The organism is Bacillus mojavensis, from assembly GCF_012648005.1.
Taxonomy (GTDB): Bacteria; Bacillota; Bacilli; order Bacillales; family Bacillaceae; genus Bacillus; species Bacillus mojavensis.
On sequence record NZ_CP051464.1, the window covers coordinates 2,976,334 to 2,996,483 of the forward strand.

Below are 20,150 nucleotides of genomic sequence, written 5' to 3' on the forward strand. Positions count from 1 at the left end.
TTTTTTATGATTCAATATGAGATTGATTTTGTCTTTTTTCCTGCTCCGCGATGATATCATTATCTTCCGCGTTATCACGCGTCACTTTTTGTGTAAGGATCGCGCCGACCGCAACAAGGATCATCACTGCAATGTAGTAGCCTTTTTCATTGAGTTCGAGATTATCAGCGTTATAGAGTCCAATACAAAACAAAAATACTCCCGCAAAAAAAGTGAAATAAGCTAATACAGTAAAGGCAACCGTGTTTCTCCGTCTATATTTCTGCACCTTTGTTCCCTCCTGAAGCATAGTTATTAAGTGATAACTTCCGTGGAATATTATACCTCAAATTCCCCTGAATGGAACAAAAAAATAAAAATACCAGGAAAAACGGCTCAGGTTGCTTCCTTTATTTCAACAGCTGAGTCATCAATCCAGCCGACCAGTTTATTATTGACTTGGAATTGGTACCATACGGACTGGCCTTTCTGTTTTTTAGATACAACTTTTATATCTTTACCAACGTAAGATTGCGCAGAGGTCAGCTTAATGGATTGTTCATCAGTAGAAGGCTTAGACCATACATCTTGAACGGCGCTGTCTTTGATGGCCCCTTTTAAATCCACAGCTTTCAGAGATGGATTCACCTCATCGTATTTATCTAAATCATACTTTTCCACAATGGCACTGATTTTGCCAGCATAGTCCGGGTCTGTGGCATAACCTGATGTTTGAAGAGCGCCTGCCGCTTCTTTATAATCCTCAGCTTCAAGCACCGGCTTATACTTCTTTTTATTCCACGATGTGCCTTGGACAAATAATTTGGCGTGATCATCCATTGATTCAAAAAACGTGCTGTATTTGCGGAATTTCGCGCGGATCGTTTTTCTTTCCCCTTTTTCAAATTCATCTGTTTCCATGGTGACGTGATGTCCTTTATAATTTCCTTTTACACCAAACAGGTTGTTGGCTTTAGAGGCAAGCTCGCTGTTTCCCCAGTCAGATTCGAGTATGGCCTGAGCAATCGTTATGCTGGGAAGAACATGATATTTTTCATATAAAATTTGAGCATGTCCGGAAAGGCTGTCAATAAATACTTGCTGTTCATCAATTTCTTCCGGTTCTTTGGCTGTTTCAATTGGCTTTGAAAGAGTTGTCGCTAAAACAAACAAGGCTAGCGGAATCGATACAACGAAAAATAGAGAGATCAAGAGTCTACGTTTTTTCAGTTTTTTACGGGCCATGAAAACCTTCCTTCGATTTAAAAGATTACGAGTGTAAAGTATCTACCTTTAAGAATTTTACTTGTACTTCTAATATTTTTCAATTCTTTAGGGATAAAGTTTGAGAGAGAGTACACAAAAAGCCTTTCCCATCAAGGGAAAGGCAGTGATCAAGTATCTATTTTTGAAAGACCGTGCTGTTTAAAATGTCTGAGCGCATCACGATATTCTTGATCATGTATGACTTTATGAGATTTTACGGCAGCCTTTGTCAATCCATGTGCGGAAACAGCTGGTTTTTCCGGAGCTGGTTTTCCTTTATCATGAGGCTTATGAGCCAGCTTGTGTCCCATACCTGTGGCGTTCATACAAAACGATAAACAAACGAGCAGCACGCTCAGGATAAAAGAAATCAAAAAGAGATCATGATAGGCAGTCATCATCGCATCCTGCATTGATCCATTTTGTCTGGCAGCATCCTTTTTCGTGAAATAGCCGATCAGGATAGGCACACCCATATAGATAAACAATCTTAAAAACTGAACAGCTGTCATTCTTTTGACCAAATCAGGAAGCGGGCCGCCCATAGCGGCTCCCATTAGTCCTGCTGCGACCGTCAGACCGGTTCCTGCTGCCAGCATAATGAACAGCGCCGCAAACACATAGAGAGATGATTGATACTGCATATGAAGCCATTGAACATTCACAAAAACGAGAATGAGAGAACCTATAATCCCCAGTATCCCTGGTCCGACTTTATCATATAACAGAGCACTCGCAATAGCCGCGATGGCCACTCCGATCAATAGAGTCATGTTTAAAAGAATGAGATGATCTCGGGAAATATCATACATTTGACGAAGCAAGCCTTGAAAAGCTGCCAGGCTGACAGCTACCGTAATCGTTCCTGCCGCTATGATAAATAAACCGAGCACAGGTTTAGGCAGCAGCATCTGTTTAATAGAGATGAAAGGGTTTTTTACCTTATATTCTACAAATAACAGTATGATGAGCAAACATAAAGCAACCCCAAAACCAGCCCGTACATAACCTGATGACAAGCCCCATTTTTGCAGAATAATAAATGTAAACGCTGAGGCTGCGGCCACACATACAGATAAAATGATTCCTGCTCTGTCGAGTGATGACTGTTCCTTTTCTACTACCCCATGATGCTCATCATAGAGAAAGAAATAACTCACTGCGATGCCGATCAAAGACAGTGTGCCAAAGGTAAAAAACAGCCATCTCCAGTGGCCGTAGCTCAACGCGATCGTTCCTAAAATCGAACCGATAATAACAGAGCCATAGAACCCGCCGATAAGCACCAGTAATGCGTAATTCCGGCGTTCAATCGGAAATGACAGAACAAGCATCGGAATCATAATCATCAGCATGACACCTGTAGCCGCTCCCTGTAAAAAGCGTCCTGCCGCCATCCATGCAATATCGCTTGAAAATGCGAAGAGCAGTGAGCCAAGTATAAAAACGGGTAATGAAGCCAGATAGATCGGACGGGCGCCGAATTTTTTCCTTAGCAGCGGCCCTGCCGGAACTAATAAAGCGAAGGCCATATTGCCGATCAATATTGGATTTACTGATGTGAAGGCACTTGTTCCAACCGTCTTCTGAACAAGGCCTTGAACTGACGACAATGCCGTGTTAGACATCAATCCCGGCCCGACCGCTAAAACAGCGAGCAAAGAAATCACCCAATAGTGTTTTGTCTTCATGTTGTCATTCCTTCCTGTATGAATACATAAGAACACTTCTTTTTTTGAATACAAAAGAAGCTAATAGATTTTGGAATGCCATTAGCTTTTATTCTGGTTCTCTCCCCATCACGGGAAATGATATGATTTTATGATAATATGTGAAAAAATGAGCATATACTCAAACATTATTCCAAATCGATTGTGTTTTGTCAATGGCGCATATTTCAAGCACAAAACAAAAGCCTGAACACCTTTTGCACGGTATCGTGACTTATGAGTCCCTGCTTGCTCCCTCAAGCGATTCAAAGTAGGCCGTTTTAAAAGTTCACCGGAAAATCCTTCCAGTCTTCGTCTTAGGTCATGACGGCACCTTTCAATTCACTGTTTTTATCAAAATTCCAACTAATAAACTCGAATAAGATGGACCGCACAATTTTCTTTGTTCACTAGGCGTTTGCCGCCTCTAAATTGCATATGGGTAAATACCATGAACTAATCTGCGAAATACCAATGCTAGTCAATTTAAATGATCCGGGAGGTAAAAACGAATGGAACTGTATGAGTATATCGAAGAAATGTTTAGCGGCTTAAAAAATCCGTCGGTTAAAGATTTGGCAGCTTCTTTAAAACAAATTCCAAACGCGTCAGAATTAAGTCAACGATATATAAAGGAGCCAGACCAGTACGCTTACGGCCGAAATGCCATTTATAGAAACAATCAATTAGAAATGATCTTGATTCACATTCCCCCAAACAAGGAGACAGCAGTCCACGATCATGGCCAATCCATTGGTTGTGCAATGGTGTTAGAAGGAAAACTTCTCAATTCTATTTATCGCTCAACCGGCGATCATGCAGAACTCTCCAATTCATATTTTGTCCACAAAGGAGAATGTCTTATTTCAACGAAAGGGTTAATTCACAAAATGTCCAATCCTACTTCCGAACGGATGGTGTCTCTTCATGTGTACTCACCCCCTTTGGAAGACATGACGGTCTTTAAAGAACAAAGTGGTGTATTGGAAAATTCATGATTTACAGGTGAACTGCTTTACTTGATTAGTTGTTATCAGTCATTTTTCAAAACAAACCCAGGAGCCTAACGAAGGAAATACCTGACTTTATCGTTAGAGATGTATACGCCCCTTATATACTAAAAATGAAATGCTTCTGGGGATATTTGAATTTGGATCAACAGAAGAGTTCAGAATGAAACCTTTCCATTAAAAACAAAAAAACCCTTATAGAATAAGGGTTTACAGGTATGGAGCCAAGGGGGCTCGAACCCCTGACCTCTACGCTGCCAGCGTAGCGCTCTCCCAGCTGAGCTATGGCCCCGTATGTAACGTCATGTTTATTATAGATGATTTTTTTTTGAAAAACAAGCTGTTCCTTTCTAATTGACAGAAAAAAATAAGGCCCTTTCCAGAGCCTTATTTTTCGATTCACATCATAAACAAAAGCAAAATGACGCCGAGAATGATTCGGTAGATTGCAAACGGAACAAGTTTGATTTTGTTAATCAGTCTTAGGAAGAAACGGACCACAAACAGCGCGACAACAAAGGCACAGATAAAGCCGACGATAAAAAATGGCATCAAATCTGAGCTTAAGCTGTCCCAATGCTTCACTAGGCTTAAGGTGCTGGCTCCCATCATAATCGGCATTGCCATAATAAATGTGAAATCGGCTGCCGCACGGTGATTCAATCCGAGAATAACGCCGCCGGAAATGGTTGAACCGGAGCGTGAGAAACCCGGCCAAAGGGCAAGACATTGGAATAAACCGACACCGATTGCCTGCTTATATGAAATACGGTCTAGGGTGTCTGTCGTTTCTTTCCGTTTATTAATCCAATCGGCCGCAAGCATTAAAACTGCCCCGGCAATGAGGCCGATGGCCACGGTGCGGACTGAAAATAAATATTCATCAATATAATCCTCAAACAAAAAGCCGAGAACCGCGGCCGGCACAAGCCCTACTGCGATTTGGGCAATGCTTAACTTGTGACCATGCTCTTGGTCACTCGTGATATTTTTTTTCAAGCCAAGCAAATTTAAAATCCTGTCTTTAAACACGATGGCAACCGCTAAAATAGAGCCAAGTTGAATGACAACTTTAAATGAGTTGGCAGCTTCCTCAGACATGAGACTGCCTGATTTAAGCCAGATATCGTCCACTATAATCATATGTCCTGTCGAAGAAACCGGCGCGTACTCTGTTAACCCTTCTACGATTCCTAAAATGGCAGCTACAAACAATTCCCATAGAGTCATGATTTTAATTCTCCCCATTAGACATTTATTTTTTACATAACGGGAGCCTTCCATAAATGGAAAGCCCGTCTTATATAACTATAAATGAAATTTATGCTTTATGACTCTTTGCATTTTCATTTTTTTCTTCATCGTATAGATGCGACTGCATTTTAAACCAGTCAAATAAATGTGTCGTAATGACTTTGGTAACCGCATAACCCGGAATGGCAAGAATAATTCCGATAACACCAAACAGCTTGCCTGCAGTTAACAGCAGAAAAATAATGGTGATTGGGTGGATATGAAGGTTTTTCCCCATAATTTGCGGGGAGATCAGTTTCCCTTCAATAAGCTGAACAATCGTCCAAACGATCACGAGCTTGAGCAGCATCAGAGGCGATGTCACAATAGCGATAATAATCGCAGGTGTAATGGCGATTGTCGGCCCTAAATACGGCACGATGCTTGTACAAGCCGCAATAACGGCAAGTAACGAAGCGTAATCCAGTCCGATGATCAAATAGCCGATAAACAGCAAAAATCCAATGCAGAAGCTGACAATGACCTGTCCTCTGATATAAGAACTCAGCCGATGATTCATTTCGCTTAATACCGTGTATGTTTGTTCTTTTAATTGTGTCGGTACAAACTTCAGTATGTAGATCGGCAATTTCTTTCCGTCCTTTAACAGATAGAAAAGAATAAATGGAACTGTCACGATCGAAATGATAATCTCAGTTAGGGCGCCGATAAAATTCCCAACGCCGGTAAAGGTGCTGTTTACAATCGTCGCTGCCTGATCTGACACCTTTGTCGCGAGATCAGATATATTAATGTTCATCGTTTGCTGCGCCTGATTCACAAAGTTACTTCCGATCAGCTCTTTTGTCTGATTCTCAACAACATCCACATATCTCGGGATGTTGTCAATCAAGCTCATAATTTGTTCTTTTAAAAAGGGGATGATGGATACAATCGTAATCGTGATCAGCCCGATAATCAACAGATATAACAGCACAATGGAATAGACTCTTCTGATTCTTCTTCTCTCAAGGAAATCAACGACAGGGTTTAACAGATAGAAAACAATGCCTGTTAAAATAATCGGAAGCGATATCGTTTTGAGCAGAACAATGATCGGGGTGAAAATAAATGATGTTTTTGTAAATACGAGAATATTTAAACCAATCAGCAGCAGCACAAGCAGAAATAGAACAAACTTGTTGTCCAAGAAAAAACGCTTGAATCTGCCGCTCCATGTTTGCAACGTCTCCACTATCGTTCCTCCGTCATACATAGTTTAAGTAAATTGTACACTATCGTACCTATAATGAAAAATAAAAACCGCTAATTGCTGGAAAAACTTCCTTATCTAAAAAAATATGATGTAATCTATCATGTGAGTTACTCCTTTTTAAGCTATAATTTAGCTATATCATACAAAAGGAGCGATATGAGTGATACGATTTGCAATAGTAGGAACCAACTGGATTACAGACCGCTTTCTAGAAGCAGCTTCAGAAATTGAAGATTTTCAGCTTACAGCCGTTTATTCAAGAACGCCTGAGCGCGCTGCTGAGTTTGCTGCTCGGCATGGGGCTGCACAAACCTTCTCAGATCTCCAGAAAATGGCGGCAAGCGATGACTTTGATGCTGTATATCTCGCCAGCCCGAATGCTCTTCACAAGGAGCAGGCGATCCTCTTTATGAATCATGGCAAACATGTGCTATGCGAGAAACCGCTTGCTTCAAATGCCAGAGAAACAGAAGAGATGATTTCAGCCGCTAAAGCGAATGGAGTTGTCCTCATGGAAGCAATGAAGACCACATTCCTGCCTAATTTTAAAGAGCTGAAAAAACACTTCCATAAAATCGGCTCAATCCGCAGATTTACCGCAAGCTACTGTCAGTACTCTTCAAGATATGATGCGTATAGAAACGGAACTGTTTTGAACGCGTTTCAGCCTGAGCTGTCTAACGGCTCATTGATGGATATCGGCATCTATTGTATTTACCCTGCCGTTGTGCTGTTTGGAGAGCCGAAAGCCGTGAAAGCGAACGGCTACACTTTATCTTCCGGCGTTGATGGAGAAGGCACCGTCATTCTCTCATATGACGGGTTTGAGGCCGTACTGATGCATTCTAAAATCTCAACTTCCTACGCGCCTGCTGAAATCCAAGGAGAGGACGGGACAATTGTGTTGGATACGATCCATCGTCCTGAACGAGTGGAAATTCGCTATCGCGACGGCCGTCTGGAAAACATTTCGCTCTCTGATCCTAAACCGGCAATGTTTTACGAAGCGGCTGAATTTGTTTCACTCGTGAAAGAGAAGAAGCAGGAATCTGAAGAAAATACATATGAACGCTCCTTGATCACTGCGAAAATCATGGAAGAAGCAAGAAAACAAATGGGGATTGTCTACCCTGCTGATCAAGCCTAAAAAAAACCGCCCGCGGCATGTTGCACGCGGGCGGTTTTTTTAAATAATCGGTGAGGATGCCTGCCTTTTGAAAAGCACGTTTTGTTCATATTCTTTGATATCATTGAGCCAAGCCTCTTTTACCGGCACTCCCATTTGCTCACAGTAATAATCCCAGATGGCACCGAAAGGATAGGTTTTAAATTCCTCCATCAGCGCCAGCCTTTCTGTAAAGCGCCCCTCTTCTTGCAATTGTTTTAAATGGTCATTCGGGAGAAGCAAAGCGTACATTAAAGCTTTTATCATATTTCTCGTTCCAATAGTCCAGGCGGCGACACGGTTAATGCTGGCATCGAAAAAGTCCAGACCGATGGCGACTTTCTCTAATGCCTGATTACGGACGATTTCAAGGGCGATTTCTCTCAATTCATCGTCTAACATCACGACATGGTCACTATCCCAACGAACGGGCCGGGATACGTGCAAGGCGAGTTTGTCTGTGTAAAGCAGCATCGCCGAGATCTTGTTTGATACCGTTTCTGTCGGGTGGAAATGTCCTGTATCGAGCAAGCATAACTTATGGTTCGTTAAAGCATAGGCCAAATAAAACTCATGAGACCCGACGACATATGACTCTGATCCAAGTCCGAACAGCTTGCTCTCGACCGAATCAACATTGTAGTTTTCACTGATTTCCTCTTGAAATATCCGATCTAATGATTCCTTTAATCTTTTGCGCGGCGTCAGCCTGTCACTCGGAATATCCTTATAGCCGTCCGGAATCCAAATATTCGTCAAGCAAGGCGTGCCTAATTCTTTGCCGAAATACGCTCCGATGCGGCGGCACGCGATGCAGTGATGAATCCAAAACTCCCGGATGGAGGGATCAGGGTGTGCGAGTGTAAGCCCGTCTGCCGCTTTCTCATGTGAAAACAGTGTCGGGTTGAAATCTAATCCGAGACCAAGCTCCTTCGCCCACTTCACCCAATTTTCAAAGTGATGCGGCTTTAGCTGATCACGTTCTACAACTTCTCCGTTTGTTTCTGCGTATATTGCGTGCAGATTGACCCGATGATTTCCAGGAATGAGAGATAGAGCTTTCTCCAGATCTCTTCTTAGTTCTTCCGGGGTTTGCGCTTTTCCGGGATAATTGCCTGTCACGTCAATTCCGCCGGAAAGCTCACCCTTATTAACTTCAAACCCTTCAATGTCATCACCCTGCCAGCAGTGGATTGAGATCGGAACTTGCTGTAATTGCCGGAACACAGCTTCAACATCAATTCCCCATTTTTCATATTCTAGTTTTGCGCTGTCATAATTCGCTTTTATCGTCATACGGCTCTCTCCCTTTTATTCGAAATAAAAGACTTCCTTCAGATCGATTGAAACGGGACTGTCATCGGCGTTTGTTTTCATTAATGGCGCCATTGATTTCCACCATCTGCGGCACACCTCTGTGTCCGCCATGTTCCTCCACTTTTCCTCATCCTCTATCTCTAAATAAGCAAATAACCGGCCTGTCTCTTCGTCTAAAAAAATAGAATAGTGATGCGCTCCATGGGCTTTAAGCGCGTCTGCCATTTCTGGCCAAATGTCATCATGCCGCTGTTTGTATTCCTTGAATTTATCTTTATGAACGAACATGATACTCGCTTTTCTTTTCAAGCTGATCACCTCTTTTCATTTAGATAGCGCTTTCAAAACAGTTTGATGATAGGACTGAATGATGGCGCTTCTGTCAGTATCTTTAGGCAGAAACACTTTAATGGGAAAGGAGTTTCTGACGGTCTTGCGGGCCTGGTTTACATCCTTTATTTCTTTGGCGGCAATCATTTGCATCAGCAGATTTCCGATGGCTGTCGCCTCAGCAGGTCCGGCGTATACCGTTTTTCCACTCATATCAGCGGTTAATTGATTTAAGAAGTCGTTTTGGGCGCCTCCTCCGATAATATGAAGCTGTTGAATGTTTTTCCCTGTAATGGTTTCTAGTTCTGAGATGGCTATCGCATAGATGATGGCTAAATTGCTGTAGATACAGCAGGCCAGTTCGCCTGCTGTGTGAGGAATCTGTTGGAAGGTTTCTCTGCAATAATGTTGTATTTCCTTTATCATGTCATCCGGATTCAGAAAACGATCATCATTTAAGTTGATAAACTGCTGAAACGGTTTTGTTTTTCCGGCTTCTTCTGCCAGTTCCTGAAAATTGTAATCTTCTCGTAATTGTCTTCGGATTTCTTGTATCACCCACATGCCAATGATGTTTTTCAGAAAACGAATGGTGTTGTTTGCGCCGCGTTCATTTGTATAATTGTTTTTTAATGCGAGTTTATTTATAATCGGTGTTTCGTTCTCCATTCCGATTAGCGACCATGTTCCGCTGCTGATATACGCCCAATCATTGTTTATACCTGGTGCGGAGAGGACAGCTGAAGCAGTATCATGCGTTGCGACGGTAATCACCCTGCAAGCCGGCAGATCATAGGCTGGAAACCATTCATTTCTTATCATGCCGAGCTCCTGTCCCGGTTCAGTCAGCGGCGGAAATTGCTGTGCCTTAACAGACACGGCTTTGAGCAATTCGGGATCAAACTTTCCTGTTGAGGGGTTTAAGAGCTGTGTCGTGGACACATTTGTGATTTCTGCTGCTGCTTTGCCGGTTAAGCAATAGCCTAAATAATCCGGCACCATTAAAATCTGCGCTGTTTTTCTCAGCAGCTCTTGGTCTTCTTCATATAATTGATAGATCGTGTTAAAAGGCAGAAATTGAATGCCTGTTTTTTGATAGATTGTTTCTTTTGATACCGTTTGCGTAAGCTTTTCCATTGTGTTCTCTGTTCTTTTATCCCGGTATGATATGACTTCTCGTAAGCGGCTGCCTTTCTCATCCAGCAAGACGTAATCAACAGCCCATGTATCAATGCCGACGGTGCAGCAGTCATAGCCAAGGGCTTTCACCTTTTGCAGCCCTTGCAGGATTTGCTCTAACAAGTGATCAATATCCCAATAGCAATGTCCGTTTCTTTGCATGAAGCCGTTTGCGAATCGGTGAATCTCTTGTACCGCAAGCTTTCCTTCCTGGAGTTCGCCTATGATGACTCTCCCGCTTGATGCCCCTATATCAATAGCAGCATATATCATTCTTTCACCCTTTCTTTAGGAAGGGGGACGGCTGTCACTTTCACATTCTTTTCTTCAAGGGCTTTTACCGATACCGGATCAAGTCCAGAATCAGTAATGATGCAGCTGACATCTCGCAAAGAGGCGATATGTGAAAACTCGCGGTTCCCCCATTTGCTTGAATCGGCCATCAGAATGGTCTGGTCAGACCTTTCAATCATCCGTATTTTGAGCAGTGCCTGCCACTCATTTGAGTCGCTCATTCCATGTTCCATATCAAACCCTTGGCAGGACAGAAAGGTTTTATTTACATGATAGGTTTCAAGTGAACGCTCAGCTAACGGTCCCGCAAATGATAATGACTTTGTCAGCAAGATACCGCCGGTTGAAATAACGGATATCTTTTGTTTTTTGCTCAGTTCAATGGCTGCCTTCATTGAGTTTGTAATGACGGTGAGCTCAATATCAGGGAGTATTTTCGCCATGTACCACGCAGTGGTGCTTGCATCGAGAATGATTCGGTCACCGCTTTTTACATATCTGGCCGCTTCATGAGCAATGGCTTTTTTCTCTATTACATTTGTAATTTCACGTTCAGAAAAATGAATTTCTGACTCCTGCTGCTGAATGCTGACCGCACCTCCGTGGCTGCGGCTCAGCTTATGCTCTTTCTCAAGCTTCTCAAGATCACGCCGAATCGTTTCTTCTGTGACAGAAAATATGTCACTCAGTTCGGATACGCGGATGCTTAAACGCTTATTCACTAGTTCAACTATTTTTTTCTGCCGTTCTGCTACTAACATCGGTAACGTCCTTCCTCAATAATATCCGTCTTGTGGTTCCCATATCATAGCATACTTCTAACGCGTAAAAGCTGCCGGGACGCCGCCGTCTACTGTAACCATACATCCTGTCGTCTTTTCGGCTTTAGAAGAAGCAAGGAACGCGATTGATTCAGCAATATCCTGCGGGTAAATATTAACCAAAAGCGTCGTGCGTTTCCGATAATGTTCCTCTAGTTGATCCTGCTCTATTCCATATGCCGCAGCCCGTTCCTCCCGCCAGCTTGATCCCCAAATGGCTGAGCCTTGGAGAACCGCGTCAGGCAAAACTGAGTTTACTCGAATGCCGTATTCTCCTCCTTCTGCCGCAATACATCGTGCCAGATGGGTTTCAAGCGCTTTTACCGAACTGTAGGCTGAAGCGTTTTTTCCCGCATAGACAGCGTTTTTTGATCCTACAAACACCATGCTTCCGCCTATGTTTTGCTGTTTCATTTGCTTAAACGCTTCGCGGGCCACGAGGAAATAGCCGGTTCCCAATACATTGATATTGAGATTCCATTCTTTTAGACTAGTTTCGTCAAAAGGGCTTGATGTTGCCAGCCCGGCATTATTAACGACAATGTCAATTCCGCCGTAGGTAAGCGCTGCTTGTTCAAAGGCAGACTGTACCTCTTCTTCGTTTGTCACATCCATTTTGACAGCCATTGCGCGTCCTTCTCCGTACGTTTCGTTTATTTCCTCGGCAATTTTTTGTGCGCCTTCTATATTCAAGTCAGCCGCAATTACGTGTCCGCCTTCAGCCGCAAAGCGTCGGCAGGCTGCACTTCCGATTCCGCCGGCTCCACCTGTTACCAATGCTACTTTTCGAGAAAATTCTGCTTCCGGCGGGGCCAGCGTGAGTTTATATAATTCCAGCGGCCAGTATTCAACATGATAGGATTCATTTTCGTTTAGTGAAACAAATTGTCCGAGTGAGGTAGAGCCTTTCATTACAGCAATAGCTCTCTGATATAAAGCACCGCTTACTTTTGACATGGCAAGGCTTTTTCCCGTATTGACCATTCCAATGCCAGGAATCAAGATGACACGCGGCGCTGATTCAAAGATTTGATCTCCTTCCTGCTGATTGCGTGCAAAGTAAGCTTGATACTCTGCTTTGAAGCGCTCGATCCCTGACTTCAGCAGATCCTCCAGCTCCTGTGCATCTTGCGTTTCCGGATTCCATTCAATGTACAGCGGGACACGCTTTGTATGAACGAGGTGATCCGGACACGCAGCGCCGATTTGAGAAAGCTCCGGCGCTTGCACGCTGTTTACAAATTCTAATACCTCTTCACGATCGTCATAGGAGAGGATCATTTGCTTTTCATCGCTTACAGCTCCTCGGATAACTGGCATGATACCCGCCAGAATTTGTTTCCGCTTATCTGCTGGCAGTGACTCGTATCGCCTTCCGCCGAATCGCTGTTTTTGGTTGATGCGTTCATGAATGTACTGCTCGGCTTCTTGAATAATGGAGATCGTTTTCTCATAACACTTTTCTGACGTATCTCCCCAAGTGACCAAGCCGTGTTTTTCCATTAAGACAAGCTCGGCATTTGGATTGTTTGCCACGCCGTCTGCGATCATTTTAGACAGAGTAAATCCCGGGCGAACGTATGGCACCCACACAAACCGGCTGCCGTAAATGTCTTCGGCAATTTGTTTTCCATTATCAGCGCAGCAAATGCTGATAATCGCATCCGGATGGGTATGGTCAACATGGTTGTATGGCAAAAATGCGTGTAAGAGTGTTTCAATGGAAGGGCGGGGATGTTTGCTGTCTATCATACAATGAGACAAGTAATCTACCATTTCTTCATCAGACATCTGATCTCTTTCGATCAGCGGACGGACGTCATCTAATCTCAGACCGGTAAAGTTATGCGCTTTCATTGTTGCCAAGTCTGAGCCGCTTCCTTTTACCCACATCACTTCTGTTTCGCGGCCTCTGAAATCCTTCTCCGTTGTTTTCATCGACGTATTGCCGCCGCCCCAGTTGCATACAGTGCGGTCTGCTCCGATTAAATTGGACCGATACACCAATTCTTCAACACCCTTTGACAGCTGGGCGGCATGTTCTGAATCCCATACATATTTCACCATTTTCATATTCCTCCGTCCCTTTTACTTGTATCCGCTTTCATTATATATCATGTTTGTTTGTTTTTGAATACCTTTTGTTTATTTTTGTTTTTATTAAGAAACAAAAAAGAAAGCAGCAAAGATATGCCGCTTTCTTTTTCTATTAAGATTCAATTTTAAATTTTTTCGTAATGTCTTGAAGTTCTTCCGCCATGTTCGCCAATGTTTCAGCTGAAGAGCTGATTTCCTCCATAGACGCAAGCTGTTCTTCCGCCGAAGCCGCGATATCTTGAATGCCCGCTGAGCTTTCTTTCGCTACTTCGGAAATTTCCTCAACCGCACTTGATACTTCCTGTGATCCGACTGACAGCTGTTCAACCGTTGCATTCAGATTTTGCAATTCACCGGATATTTGCGATGTCATCTCGTAGATTTGCTTAAAGCTTTCAGCTGTTTGGTCTGTAATTTGCAAGCCTTCTTTAACTTCATGATTCACGGATTGGAACATAGAGAGTGATGTGCTGATTTCTCTGACAATCTCTTGAATTAATCCTTCAATTTCCTTCGCAGAATGTGCTGATTGCACAGCAAGTTTTCTGACCTCTTCTGCTACAACAGAGAAACCTCTGCCGTATTCTCCGGCTCTGGCTGCCTCAATTGCTGCATTTAGAGCCAACAAGTTCGTTTGATCTGCAATGCCGTTAATGACATTTAAGATGCTGGTAATGTCCTGAGATTTTGTTTCAAGCCCTTTGACAACCGCTTCCGCTTTTTGAACGGATTCATCGATTGTCTTCATTTGGCCGACTGTGTGCTCTACCAGTTTTTCTCCGCTTCCGGCTGCCTCAGAGGACTGGATCGAAGACTTCGTAATGGTTGATGAAGCCTGAGCCACTTTTGATATGCCATGGTTCATTTGAGAAAGATGATCTGAGCTTGTTTCCAATTTCTCACTTTGCGCCTCGTTGCCATTTGAAAACTGTTCGATTGCCAGCGTAATGTGTTCAGTCGCCTTACTCGTTTGGGCTGCACTTGCCGTCAGTTCTTCGGAAGAGGATGCCACATTTTCTACAGACGTTTGAATAACACCGATGACAGAACGCAATGATTCAGACATTTCGTTAAAGCTTTCTCCTAGCTGGCCAAACTCATTTTTCGACTGAATATCAATCACTTCCGTTAAATCTCCGCTGCTGATTTTCGCAGAGGTTGAAACCAGTTTTCTTAACGGTTTGGTGATGGCGCGTATAATAAAGAGAATGAGTATGCCGCCGATAACAATGGACACACATAGAATGATAACGGCAGTGTTCAGTACCGGACTTGAAGCATCTTGCAATTCACTGACAAAGTACGTACCCGCAATTTTCCATCCCGTCAGTTTATTTGTCGTAAATGCCATTTTCTTTTCTTTGCCTTCGAAGGTATATTGAAATGAACCGTCTGCTTTTGAATATACCTCTTTTGTCCAGTCGCCGGATCCAGTTGTTCCAGGCTTAATCGTCGGATGGGCGATATATTTTTTGTTGCCTGTTGTAATAAATGCAAAGCCGTTTTTACCGATTTTTATTCTCTGTGAAGCTGCCAGCACTTCATCCAGATTTAAATCAAGCGCTATGACCCCTGAGCCATCTTTTAATTGTTTGGAAATTGTAATAACGATATCCCCTGTCGCTTCGTCAGTATATGGCTCTGAGAATACAGCCTGTCCTTTTTTCGCAACGGCTTGTTTGTACCAGTCACGTTCTGTCGGATCGAAACCTTTAGGAACGCCGCTTTCCGGATATTTGTAAAGCTTTTTATTTTCTGAAGCCGCATAGATTGCTCCTACATCGGCATTTAGTATTGTGTACTGCTTAAATTTTTCATTCAGTAAGGTTTTGTTTTTCCCTTGCAGTATGTCTTTATCAATCGTCTCACTGTAATAATCAATTGCTTTTACTTTATGATTCAATTTGTTTTCAAGTGTGCTGTTGAGTTCTTCAACGTTTCCTATTGCACTATTCGTAAGTTCCCTGTCCAGCGCGTTCCAAGCTGATTGATAACTGAAATATGCTAATACCCCAATCGGCAAAATAAGCACTGTCAGAAACGCAGCGATAAGCGGTTTGCTGATTGATGGCCGTTTGATCCAATGTATGAATTTTCCCATTCTCGATAATTCCTCCTTTAAGCTAAAAATAATATCGTCAAGCTAGGACAAAAGCTTTAATAAAAAAACTAAAAAAAACACCCAGGTGCAGAACCCTGGGTGTTTTGACCAATTATTCGATTTTGAATCGTTTTGTCATATCGCGAAGCTCTTCAGCCATGCTTGAAAGTGTTTCTGCTGATGAGCTGATTTCTTCCATAGAAGCAAGCTGCTCTTCGGCTGATGCCGCGATATCTTGAATGTGGGCTGAGCTCTCTTTTGAAATCGATGCAATATGCTCAGACGCTCCCGATACCTCTTCAGAGCTGGCAGAAAGCTGCTGCACCGTGGCACTCATGTTTTGCAGTTCTCCGGCTATCTGGTTTGTCATTTCAGAGATTCGTTTAAAGCTTGTCTCTGTTTGATCTGTGATGTCAAGGCCTGTTTGCACCTCTTGGTTTACAGACTGGAACATGCCGAGAGATGTGTTGATTTCTTTCACAATTTCAATGATGAGTGCTTCAATTTCTTTAGCTGAATCAGCGGACTGTACAGCCAGTTTTCTGACTTCTTCCGCTACGACGGAGAAGCCGCGCCCGTATTCGCCTGCGCGCGCCGCTTCAATGGCAGCGTTTAATGCAAGCAGGTTCGTCTGGTCAGCAATACCGTTAATCACGCGCAGAATGTTTGTGATGTCTTTTGATTTGGTTTCCAATCCGCGAACAACTTGTTCCGCCTCTTTTACGGACTTGTCTATCACGTTCATTTGGCCGACAGTCTGATGAACAAGCTGTCCGCCCGCACTCGCGATTTCTGTCGATTGAACAGATGAATCTGTAATGACTTCAGAGGCTTGAGCCATATTCGTCAATCCGTCATTCATCTGATAAATATGCTCTGCCGCTGTTTCGATGTTTTCATTTTGTTTTTCATTGCCATTTGAAAATTGTTCAATCGCCAATGTGATATGCTCGGTCGCCTTGCTTGTTTGCGCGGCTGATGCCGTCAATTCCTCAGAGGAAGCGGCAACATTGTCTACCGAATCCTGAATGGCGTGTATGAGAGAGCGAAGTGAAGACGCCATATTGTTAAAGCTTTTGCCCAGTTCGCCCAGTTCATCTTTTGAACGGATATCAATCGTTTCTGTTAAATCTCCTTCACTGATCCGTTTTGAAGATCCAACAAGCTGTTTCAGCGGCGTCGTGATCGATCGAATAACTAATGTCATTACGATGATACCGACGAGAATGGCTGCAATCAGGACAATTGTTGCGAGGTGAAGTACAGGCTTAGCCGCATCATGAATCTCGTCCAGATACATCGTTCCGCCTATCTTCCATCCCGTTAGCTTGTTCGTATCAAAGGCCATTTTTTTCTTATCGCCGTTCATGCTGTATTGAAAATCGCCTTTATCGGCAGACAGCATCTGTTCAAGCCAGTCGCCTTTCAATTCGGTTCCTGAAGTCTCATTAGGATGCGCAACGACCTTTTTGTCTTTCGTCATAATAAAAGCATAGCCTTCTTTGCCGATGTTCACTTGTTTCGTCGTTTTCAGCAGGTTATCAATCGTCATGTTGATTGCGATAACGCCTGATCCGTCTTTTGTCTGCTGGGCAATTGTCACAACCATTGTGTTCGTAGATGCTGTTTTGTATGGATCTGTTATGACGACTTTGCCATTATTGGCAACCGCTTTTTTGTACCAGTCCCGTTCAACGGGATTATAATCGCTTGGCATCGGCAGATCTGGGTAACGGGTAAAGCGCCCGTCTTTGTCACTTGTATAAATAGATTCTACGTCTTTATTAATTTTAATATATTGTGAGAATTTCTCTTCAATGCTGGCATTGCTCTTTGCTTTATATTTCTTTTGTGTCAGCCATTCGCTGAAGTATTCGGCGCTGTTTTCTTTTTCTCCGATGCTGGTGTTAATGATTTCGTTTAGTTGCTGTACATTTTCTAATGCGCTTCCCATCATCTGTCTGTCGAGCGAGCTGCTGGCAGATCCATAAGCAATCGCCGCTAATATGGCAACCGGTATGATGAGAATCGATAGAAAGGAAACAAGAAGCTTCCGTGTAATTGATCTCTGTTTGATAAGTTGGAGTATTTTTTTCATCAGTTCATTTCTCCTTTTTTATGCTACCCTTCATATCGGCTGAAAATGGGTAAATATATACATTAAAAAAGAAGAAATTCAAGAAAAATAACTAAATCCCTATTAAAAATTAGTGATTTAGACCTATTAATCATCCAATTTAAATCGTTTTGTCAAATCTCGCAGCTCTTCAGACATTTTTTCAAGCGTCTGTGCCGATGAGCTGATTTCTTCCATGGAGGCAAGTTGCTCCTCGGCTGAAGCGGCGATATCTTGAATGCCGTCCGAACTTGCTTTAGAGATAGCGGCGATATCTATAGAAGCAGCGGATATTTCCTGAGAACCCGCCGACAGCTGTTCAACCGTCGCATTCATGTTTTGCAGTTCTGCGGCAATTTGATTCGTCATTTTTGATATATGGTTAAAGCTTTGTTTTGTTTCATCTGTCATGACCAGGCCTGTTTCCACTTCTTTATTCACAGATTGAAGCACGTTTAATGATGTATGAATCTCTTTTACGATTTCGCTGATCAGCGATTCAATTTCCTTAGCTGAATCTGCCGACTGTACCGCAAGTTTTCTCACTTCTTCAGCGACCACAGAAAAGCCTCGTCCGTACTCGCCTGCTCTTGCCGCTTCAATGGCGGCATTTAATGCTAAAAGATTGGTTTGATCTGCGATGCCGTTGATAACACGTAAAATATTTGTGATATCCTTTGATTTGATTTCCAGGCCTTTGACCACTTGCTCCGCTTCTTTCACAGAATGATCAATCGTATTCATTTGGCCGGCTGTTCTCTGAACGAGTGTTTCCCCTGCGCTTGACACTTCGGTGGAATCTGCAGAGGTTTCTGTAATGACTGCCGCCGCCCGAGCCAGCTCTGCCAGTCCGTCGTTCATTTCGTTAATTTGTTCTGTTGTTGTCTCGATTCTGTCGCTCTGGTTTTCGCTTCCGTTTGAAAATTGTTCGATTGCCTTTGTAATGTGTTCAGTGGCCTTGCTTGTCTGATCTGCGGAAGCTGTCAGCTCTTCTGACGATGAGGCGACATGTTCTACAGAATCTTTGATGCCGTAGATCAGCGAACGGAGAGAGTGCGCCATATTGTTGAAGCTTTGGCTCAGAACCCCGAGTTCGTCTTTTGATGTGATTTCTATCGTTTCTGTTAAATCGCCTTTACTGATTTTTTCAGCTGACGCAACGATGCGTTTCAAAGGCCTTGTAATCGACCGAATGACAAAATAGGTCGCCGTGATTCCGGCTGCAATGGCAATGGCCAGAACAACTGATGCCATAACAAGCACCTTGCTTGCGGCATCATGGATCTCGTCAGCATACATCGTGCCGCTAATTTTCCAGCCTGTTGTTTCGCTTGTGGCGAACGCCATTTTCTTCTTCTTTCCTTTGTGCGTATATTCAAAGTCACCACTTTTGTCTTTGTAAAGTTTGTCTATCCACTCCCCTTCTAACTGCGTTCCCGCTTTTTCACCGGAGTAGGCGATGACTTCTTTATTTTGGCTGAGGATAAAGGCATAGCCTTCTTTGCCAATACTGATTTCTTTTGCGGTTTCCACAAGGTCATCGATTTTCATATCCATGGCGACAACGCCTGATCCGTCCTTTGTCTGGCGTGCAATGGTGACAACCATTTTTCCTGATGAAATGGATTTGTAAGGTTCGGTCACAATTGTCTTTCCTTTATTAGCCATGGCTTCTGTGTACCAGTCACGTTCTAAAGCATTAAAGTCGCTCGGCATGTCTGCGTGCGGATAGCGTGTGAATGTCCCGTCTTTACTGCTTGAAAACACCGCAGCGACATTGTCATTCATTTGAATAAATTGTTTAAATTCTTGTTTGAGTTCCGTTTTTTTCTTGTCTTTCAACTTGTCTGCTGTCGCCCAGTCGCTGAAAAACGCGAGGCTTTTTTCAGTCGTTTTGATCTTACCGTCAATAATGTTATCTAATATTTGAACGTTTTCCTTTGCGCTTTGCGTCATCTGTATGTCAAGAGATGCAACGGCTGATTGATAAGCGCTTACCGATAGTGCCGCAATGGGGACAATTAAGATCAGCAGGAAAGAAATAATGAGTCTCCTGGCAATTGATGATCTGCGAATGGTGGTGAGTGTTTTTTTCATTTCTCTTGAACCTTCTTTCAATAATTTACAAATTATATCGGCTGATATTCCTTTATCTTACATTGAAAATGAAGGAAAAAATGAAAAATAGTTCTAAACTCACCGTTTTAGACAGGTCTTTTTTATTATTTGTTATACAAAAAAACAGCGCTTCATACGC

The 20,150-nt window shown here is 43.0% G+C and carries 15 protein-coding genes, 1 tRNA gene and 1 pseudogene; 2 read left to right on the forward strand and 15 right to left on the reverse strand.

Annotated elements, in window-relative coordinates:
* Positions 1 to 4: 4 nt before the first annotated feature.
* The 3 genes from HC660_RS15650 to HC660_RS15660 all read right to left on the reverse strand — a co-directional run bounded on the left by HC660_RS15650 (position 5) and on the right by HC660_RS15660 (position 2,936).
* Entirely contained in the window at positions 5 to 268 is a 264-nt protein-coding gene (locus HC660_RS15650; protein ID WP_010331626.1) for a YiaA/YiaB family inner membrane protein, read from the reverse strand.
* Between the two features lie 107 nt (positions 269 to 375).
* Complete coding sequence (locus HC660_RS15655; RefSeq protein ID WP_010331627.1) at positions 376 to 1,224, reverse strand: exo-glucosaminidase LytG; 849 nt, start codon at positions 1,222 to 1,224, stop codon at positions 376 to 378.
* Between the two features lie 149 nt (positions 1,225 to 1,373).
* Positions 1,374 to 2,936, reverse strand: coding sequence for an MFS transporter (locus tag HC660_RS15660; protein ID WP_168748611.1), 1,563 nt, complete (start codon positions 2,934 to 2,936; stop codon positions 1,374 to 1,376).
* A gap of 530 nt (positions 2,937 to 3,466) precedes the next feature.
* Between HC660_RS15660 and HC660_RS15665 the strand changes: the two genes are divergently transcribed.
* Positions 3,467 to 3,952, forward strand: a complete 486-nt coding sequence (locus HC660_RS15665; protein ID WP_168748612.1) for a cysteine dioxygenase — start codon at positions 3,467 to 3,469, stop codon at positions 3,950 to 3,952.
* Between the two features lie 231 nt (positions 3,953 to 4,183).
* Here the strand turns inward: HC660_RS15665 and HC660_RS15670 are convergent.
* The 3 genes from HC660_RS15670 to HC660_RS15680 form a co-directional block, all read right to left on the reverse strand.
* Positions 4,184 to 4,256: transfer RNA gene (locus HC660_RS15670), tRNA-Ala, on the reverse strand.
* A gap of 107 nt (positions 4,257 to 4,363) precedes the next feature.
* Positions 4,364 to 5,194, reverse strand: a complete 831-nt coding sequence (locus tag HC660_RS15675) for an undecaprenyl-diphosphate phosphatase (RefSeq protein WP_010331630.1) — start codon at positions 5,192 to 5,194, stop codon at positions 4,364 to 4,366.
* Positions 5,195 to 5,285: 91 nt separating this feature from the next.
* Positions 5,286 to 6,452: an AI-2E family transporter gene (locus HC660_RS15680; RefSeq protein WP_010331631.1), complete on the reverse strand. Its 1,167-nt coding sequence runs from the start codon at positions 6,450 to 6,452 to the stop codon at positions 5,286 to 5,288.
* A gap of 181 nt (positions 6,453 to 6,633) precedes the next feature.
* On the opposite strand from HC660_RS15680, the gene HC660_RS15685 reads away from it, so the two are divergent.
* Positions 6,634 to 7,620, forward strand: a complete 987-nt coding sequence (locus tag HC660_RS15685) for a scyllo-inositol 2-dehydrogenase (RefSeq protein ID WP_168748613.1) — start codon at positions 6,634 to 6,636, stop codon at positions 7,618 to 7,620.
* Between the two features lie 39 nt (positions 7,621 to 7,659).
* On the opposite strand, the gene rhaA is transcribed toward HC660_RS15685, so the two are convergent.
* From rhaA to HC660_RS15725, 9 genes and pseudogenes are all read right to left on the reverse strand, one after another.
* Positions 7,660 to 8,934, reverse strand: coding sequence for an L-rhamnose isomerase (gene rhaA / locus HC660_RS15690; RefSeq protein ID WP_168748614.1), 1,275 nt, complete (start codon positions 8,932 to 8,934; stop codon positions 7,660 to 7,662).
* Positions 8,935 to 8,949: 15 nt separating this feature from the next.
* On the reverse strand, positions 8,950 to 9,264 hold the full coding sequence (gene rhaM / locus HC660_RS15695) for an L-rhamnose mutarotase (protein ID WP_168748615.1): 315 nt from the start codon (positions 9,262 to 9,264) through the stop codon (positions 8,950 to 8,952).
* Positions 9,265 to 9,279: 15 nt separating this feature from the next.
* Positions 9,280 to 10,737, reverse strand: a complete 1,458-nt coding sequence (gene rhaB, locus HC660_RS15700; protein ID WP_168748616.1) for a rhamnulokinase — start codon at positions 10,735 to 10,737, stop codon at positions 9,280 to 9,282.
* Positions 10,734 to 11,519, reverse strand: coding sequence for a DeoR/GlpR family DNA-binding transcription regulator (locus tag HC660_RS15705; RefSeq protein WP_168748617.1), 786 nt, complete (start codon positions 11,517 to 11,519; stop codon positions 10,734 to 10,736). The genes rhaB and HC660_RS15705 overlap by 4 nt, the downstream gene beginning before the upstream one ends.
* Positions 11,520 to 11,576: 57 nt before the next feature.
* A complete protein-coding gene (locus tag HC660_RS15710) occupies positions 11,577 to 13,646 on the reverse strand; it encodes a bifunctional aldolase/short-chain dehydrogenase (protein WP_168748618.1) in 2,070 nt (689 codons plus the stop codon).
* 142 nt (positions 13,647 to 13,788) lie between these two features.
* Positions 13,789 to 15,777: a methyl-accepting chemotaxis protein gene (locus HC660_RS15715; RefSeq protein ID WP_168748619.1), complete on the reverse strand. Its 1,989-nt coding sequence runs from the start codon at positions 15,775 to 15,777 to the stop codon at positions 13,789 to 13,791.
* Between the two features lie 112 nt (positions 15,778 to 15,889).
* Entirely contained in the window at positions 15,890 to 16,840 is a 951-nt protein-coding gene (locus tag HC660_RS21385; RefSeq protein ID WP_369810968.1) for a methyl-accepting chemotaxis protein, read from the reverse strand.
* Positions 16,835 to 17,875: pseudogene (locus tag HC660_RS21390) on the reverse strand (cache domain-containing protein); the annotation flags it as partial. The pseudogene HC660_RS21390 and the gene HC660_RS21385, both read right to left, overlap by 6 nt.
* Positions 17,876 to 18,001: 126 nt before the next feature.
* A complete protein-coding gene (locus tag HC660_RS15725; RefSeq protein WP_168748620.1) occupies positions 18,002 to 19,990 on the reverse strand; it encodes a methyl-accepting chemotaxis protein in 1,989 nt (662 codons plus the stop codon).
* Between the last annotated feature and the right edge of the window lie 160 nt (positions 19,991 to 20,150).

Coding starts and splice junctions, on each gene's coding strand:
- HC660_RS15655 (WP_010331627.1), bottom strand. CDS start 1,224: ATGGCCCGTAAAAAACTGAAAAAACGTAGACTCTTGATCTCTCTATTT.
- HC660_RS15660 (WP_168748611.1), bottom strand. CDS start 2,936: ATGAAGACAAAACACTATTGGGTGATTTCTTTGCTCGCTGTTTTAGCG.
- HC660_RS15665 (WP_168748612.1), top strand. CDS start 3,467: ATGGAACTGTATGAGTATATCGAAGAAATGTTTAGCGGCTTAAAAAAT.
- HC660_RS15675 (WP_010331630.1), bottom strand. CDS start 5,194: ATGACTCTATGGGAATTGTTTGTAGCTGCCATTTTAGGAATCGTAGAA.
- rhaA (WP_168748614.1), bottom strand. CDS start 8,934: ATGACGATAAAAGCGAATTATGACAGCGCAAAACTAGAATATGAAAAA.
- rhaB (WP_168748616.1), bottom strand. CDS start 10,737: ATGATATATGCTGCTATTGATATAGGGGCATCAAGCGGGAGAGTCATC.
- HC660_RS15705 (WP_168748617.1), bottom strand. CDS start 11,519: ATGTTAGTAGCAGAACGGCAGAAAAAAATAGTTGAACTAGTGAATAAG.
- HC660_RS15710 (WP_168748618.1), bottom strand. CDS start 13,646: ATGGTGAAATATGTATGGGATTCAGAACATGCCGCCCAGCTGTCAAAG.
- HC660_RS15715 (WP_168748619.1), bottom strand. CDS start 15,777: ATGGGAAAATTCATACATTGGATCAAACGGCCATCAATCAGCAAACCG.
- HC660_RS21385 (WP_369810968.1), bottom strand. CDS start 16,840: ATGGCGTCTTCACTTCGCTCTCTCATACACGCCATTCAGGATTCGGTA.
- HC660_RS15725 (WP_168748620.1), bottom strand. CDS start 19,990: ATGAAAAAAACACTCACCACCATTCGCAGATCATCAATTGCCAGGAGA.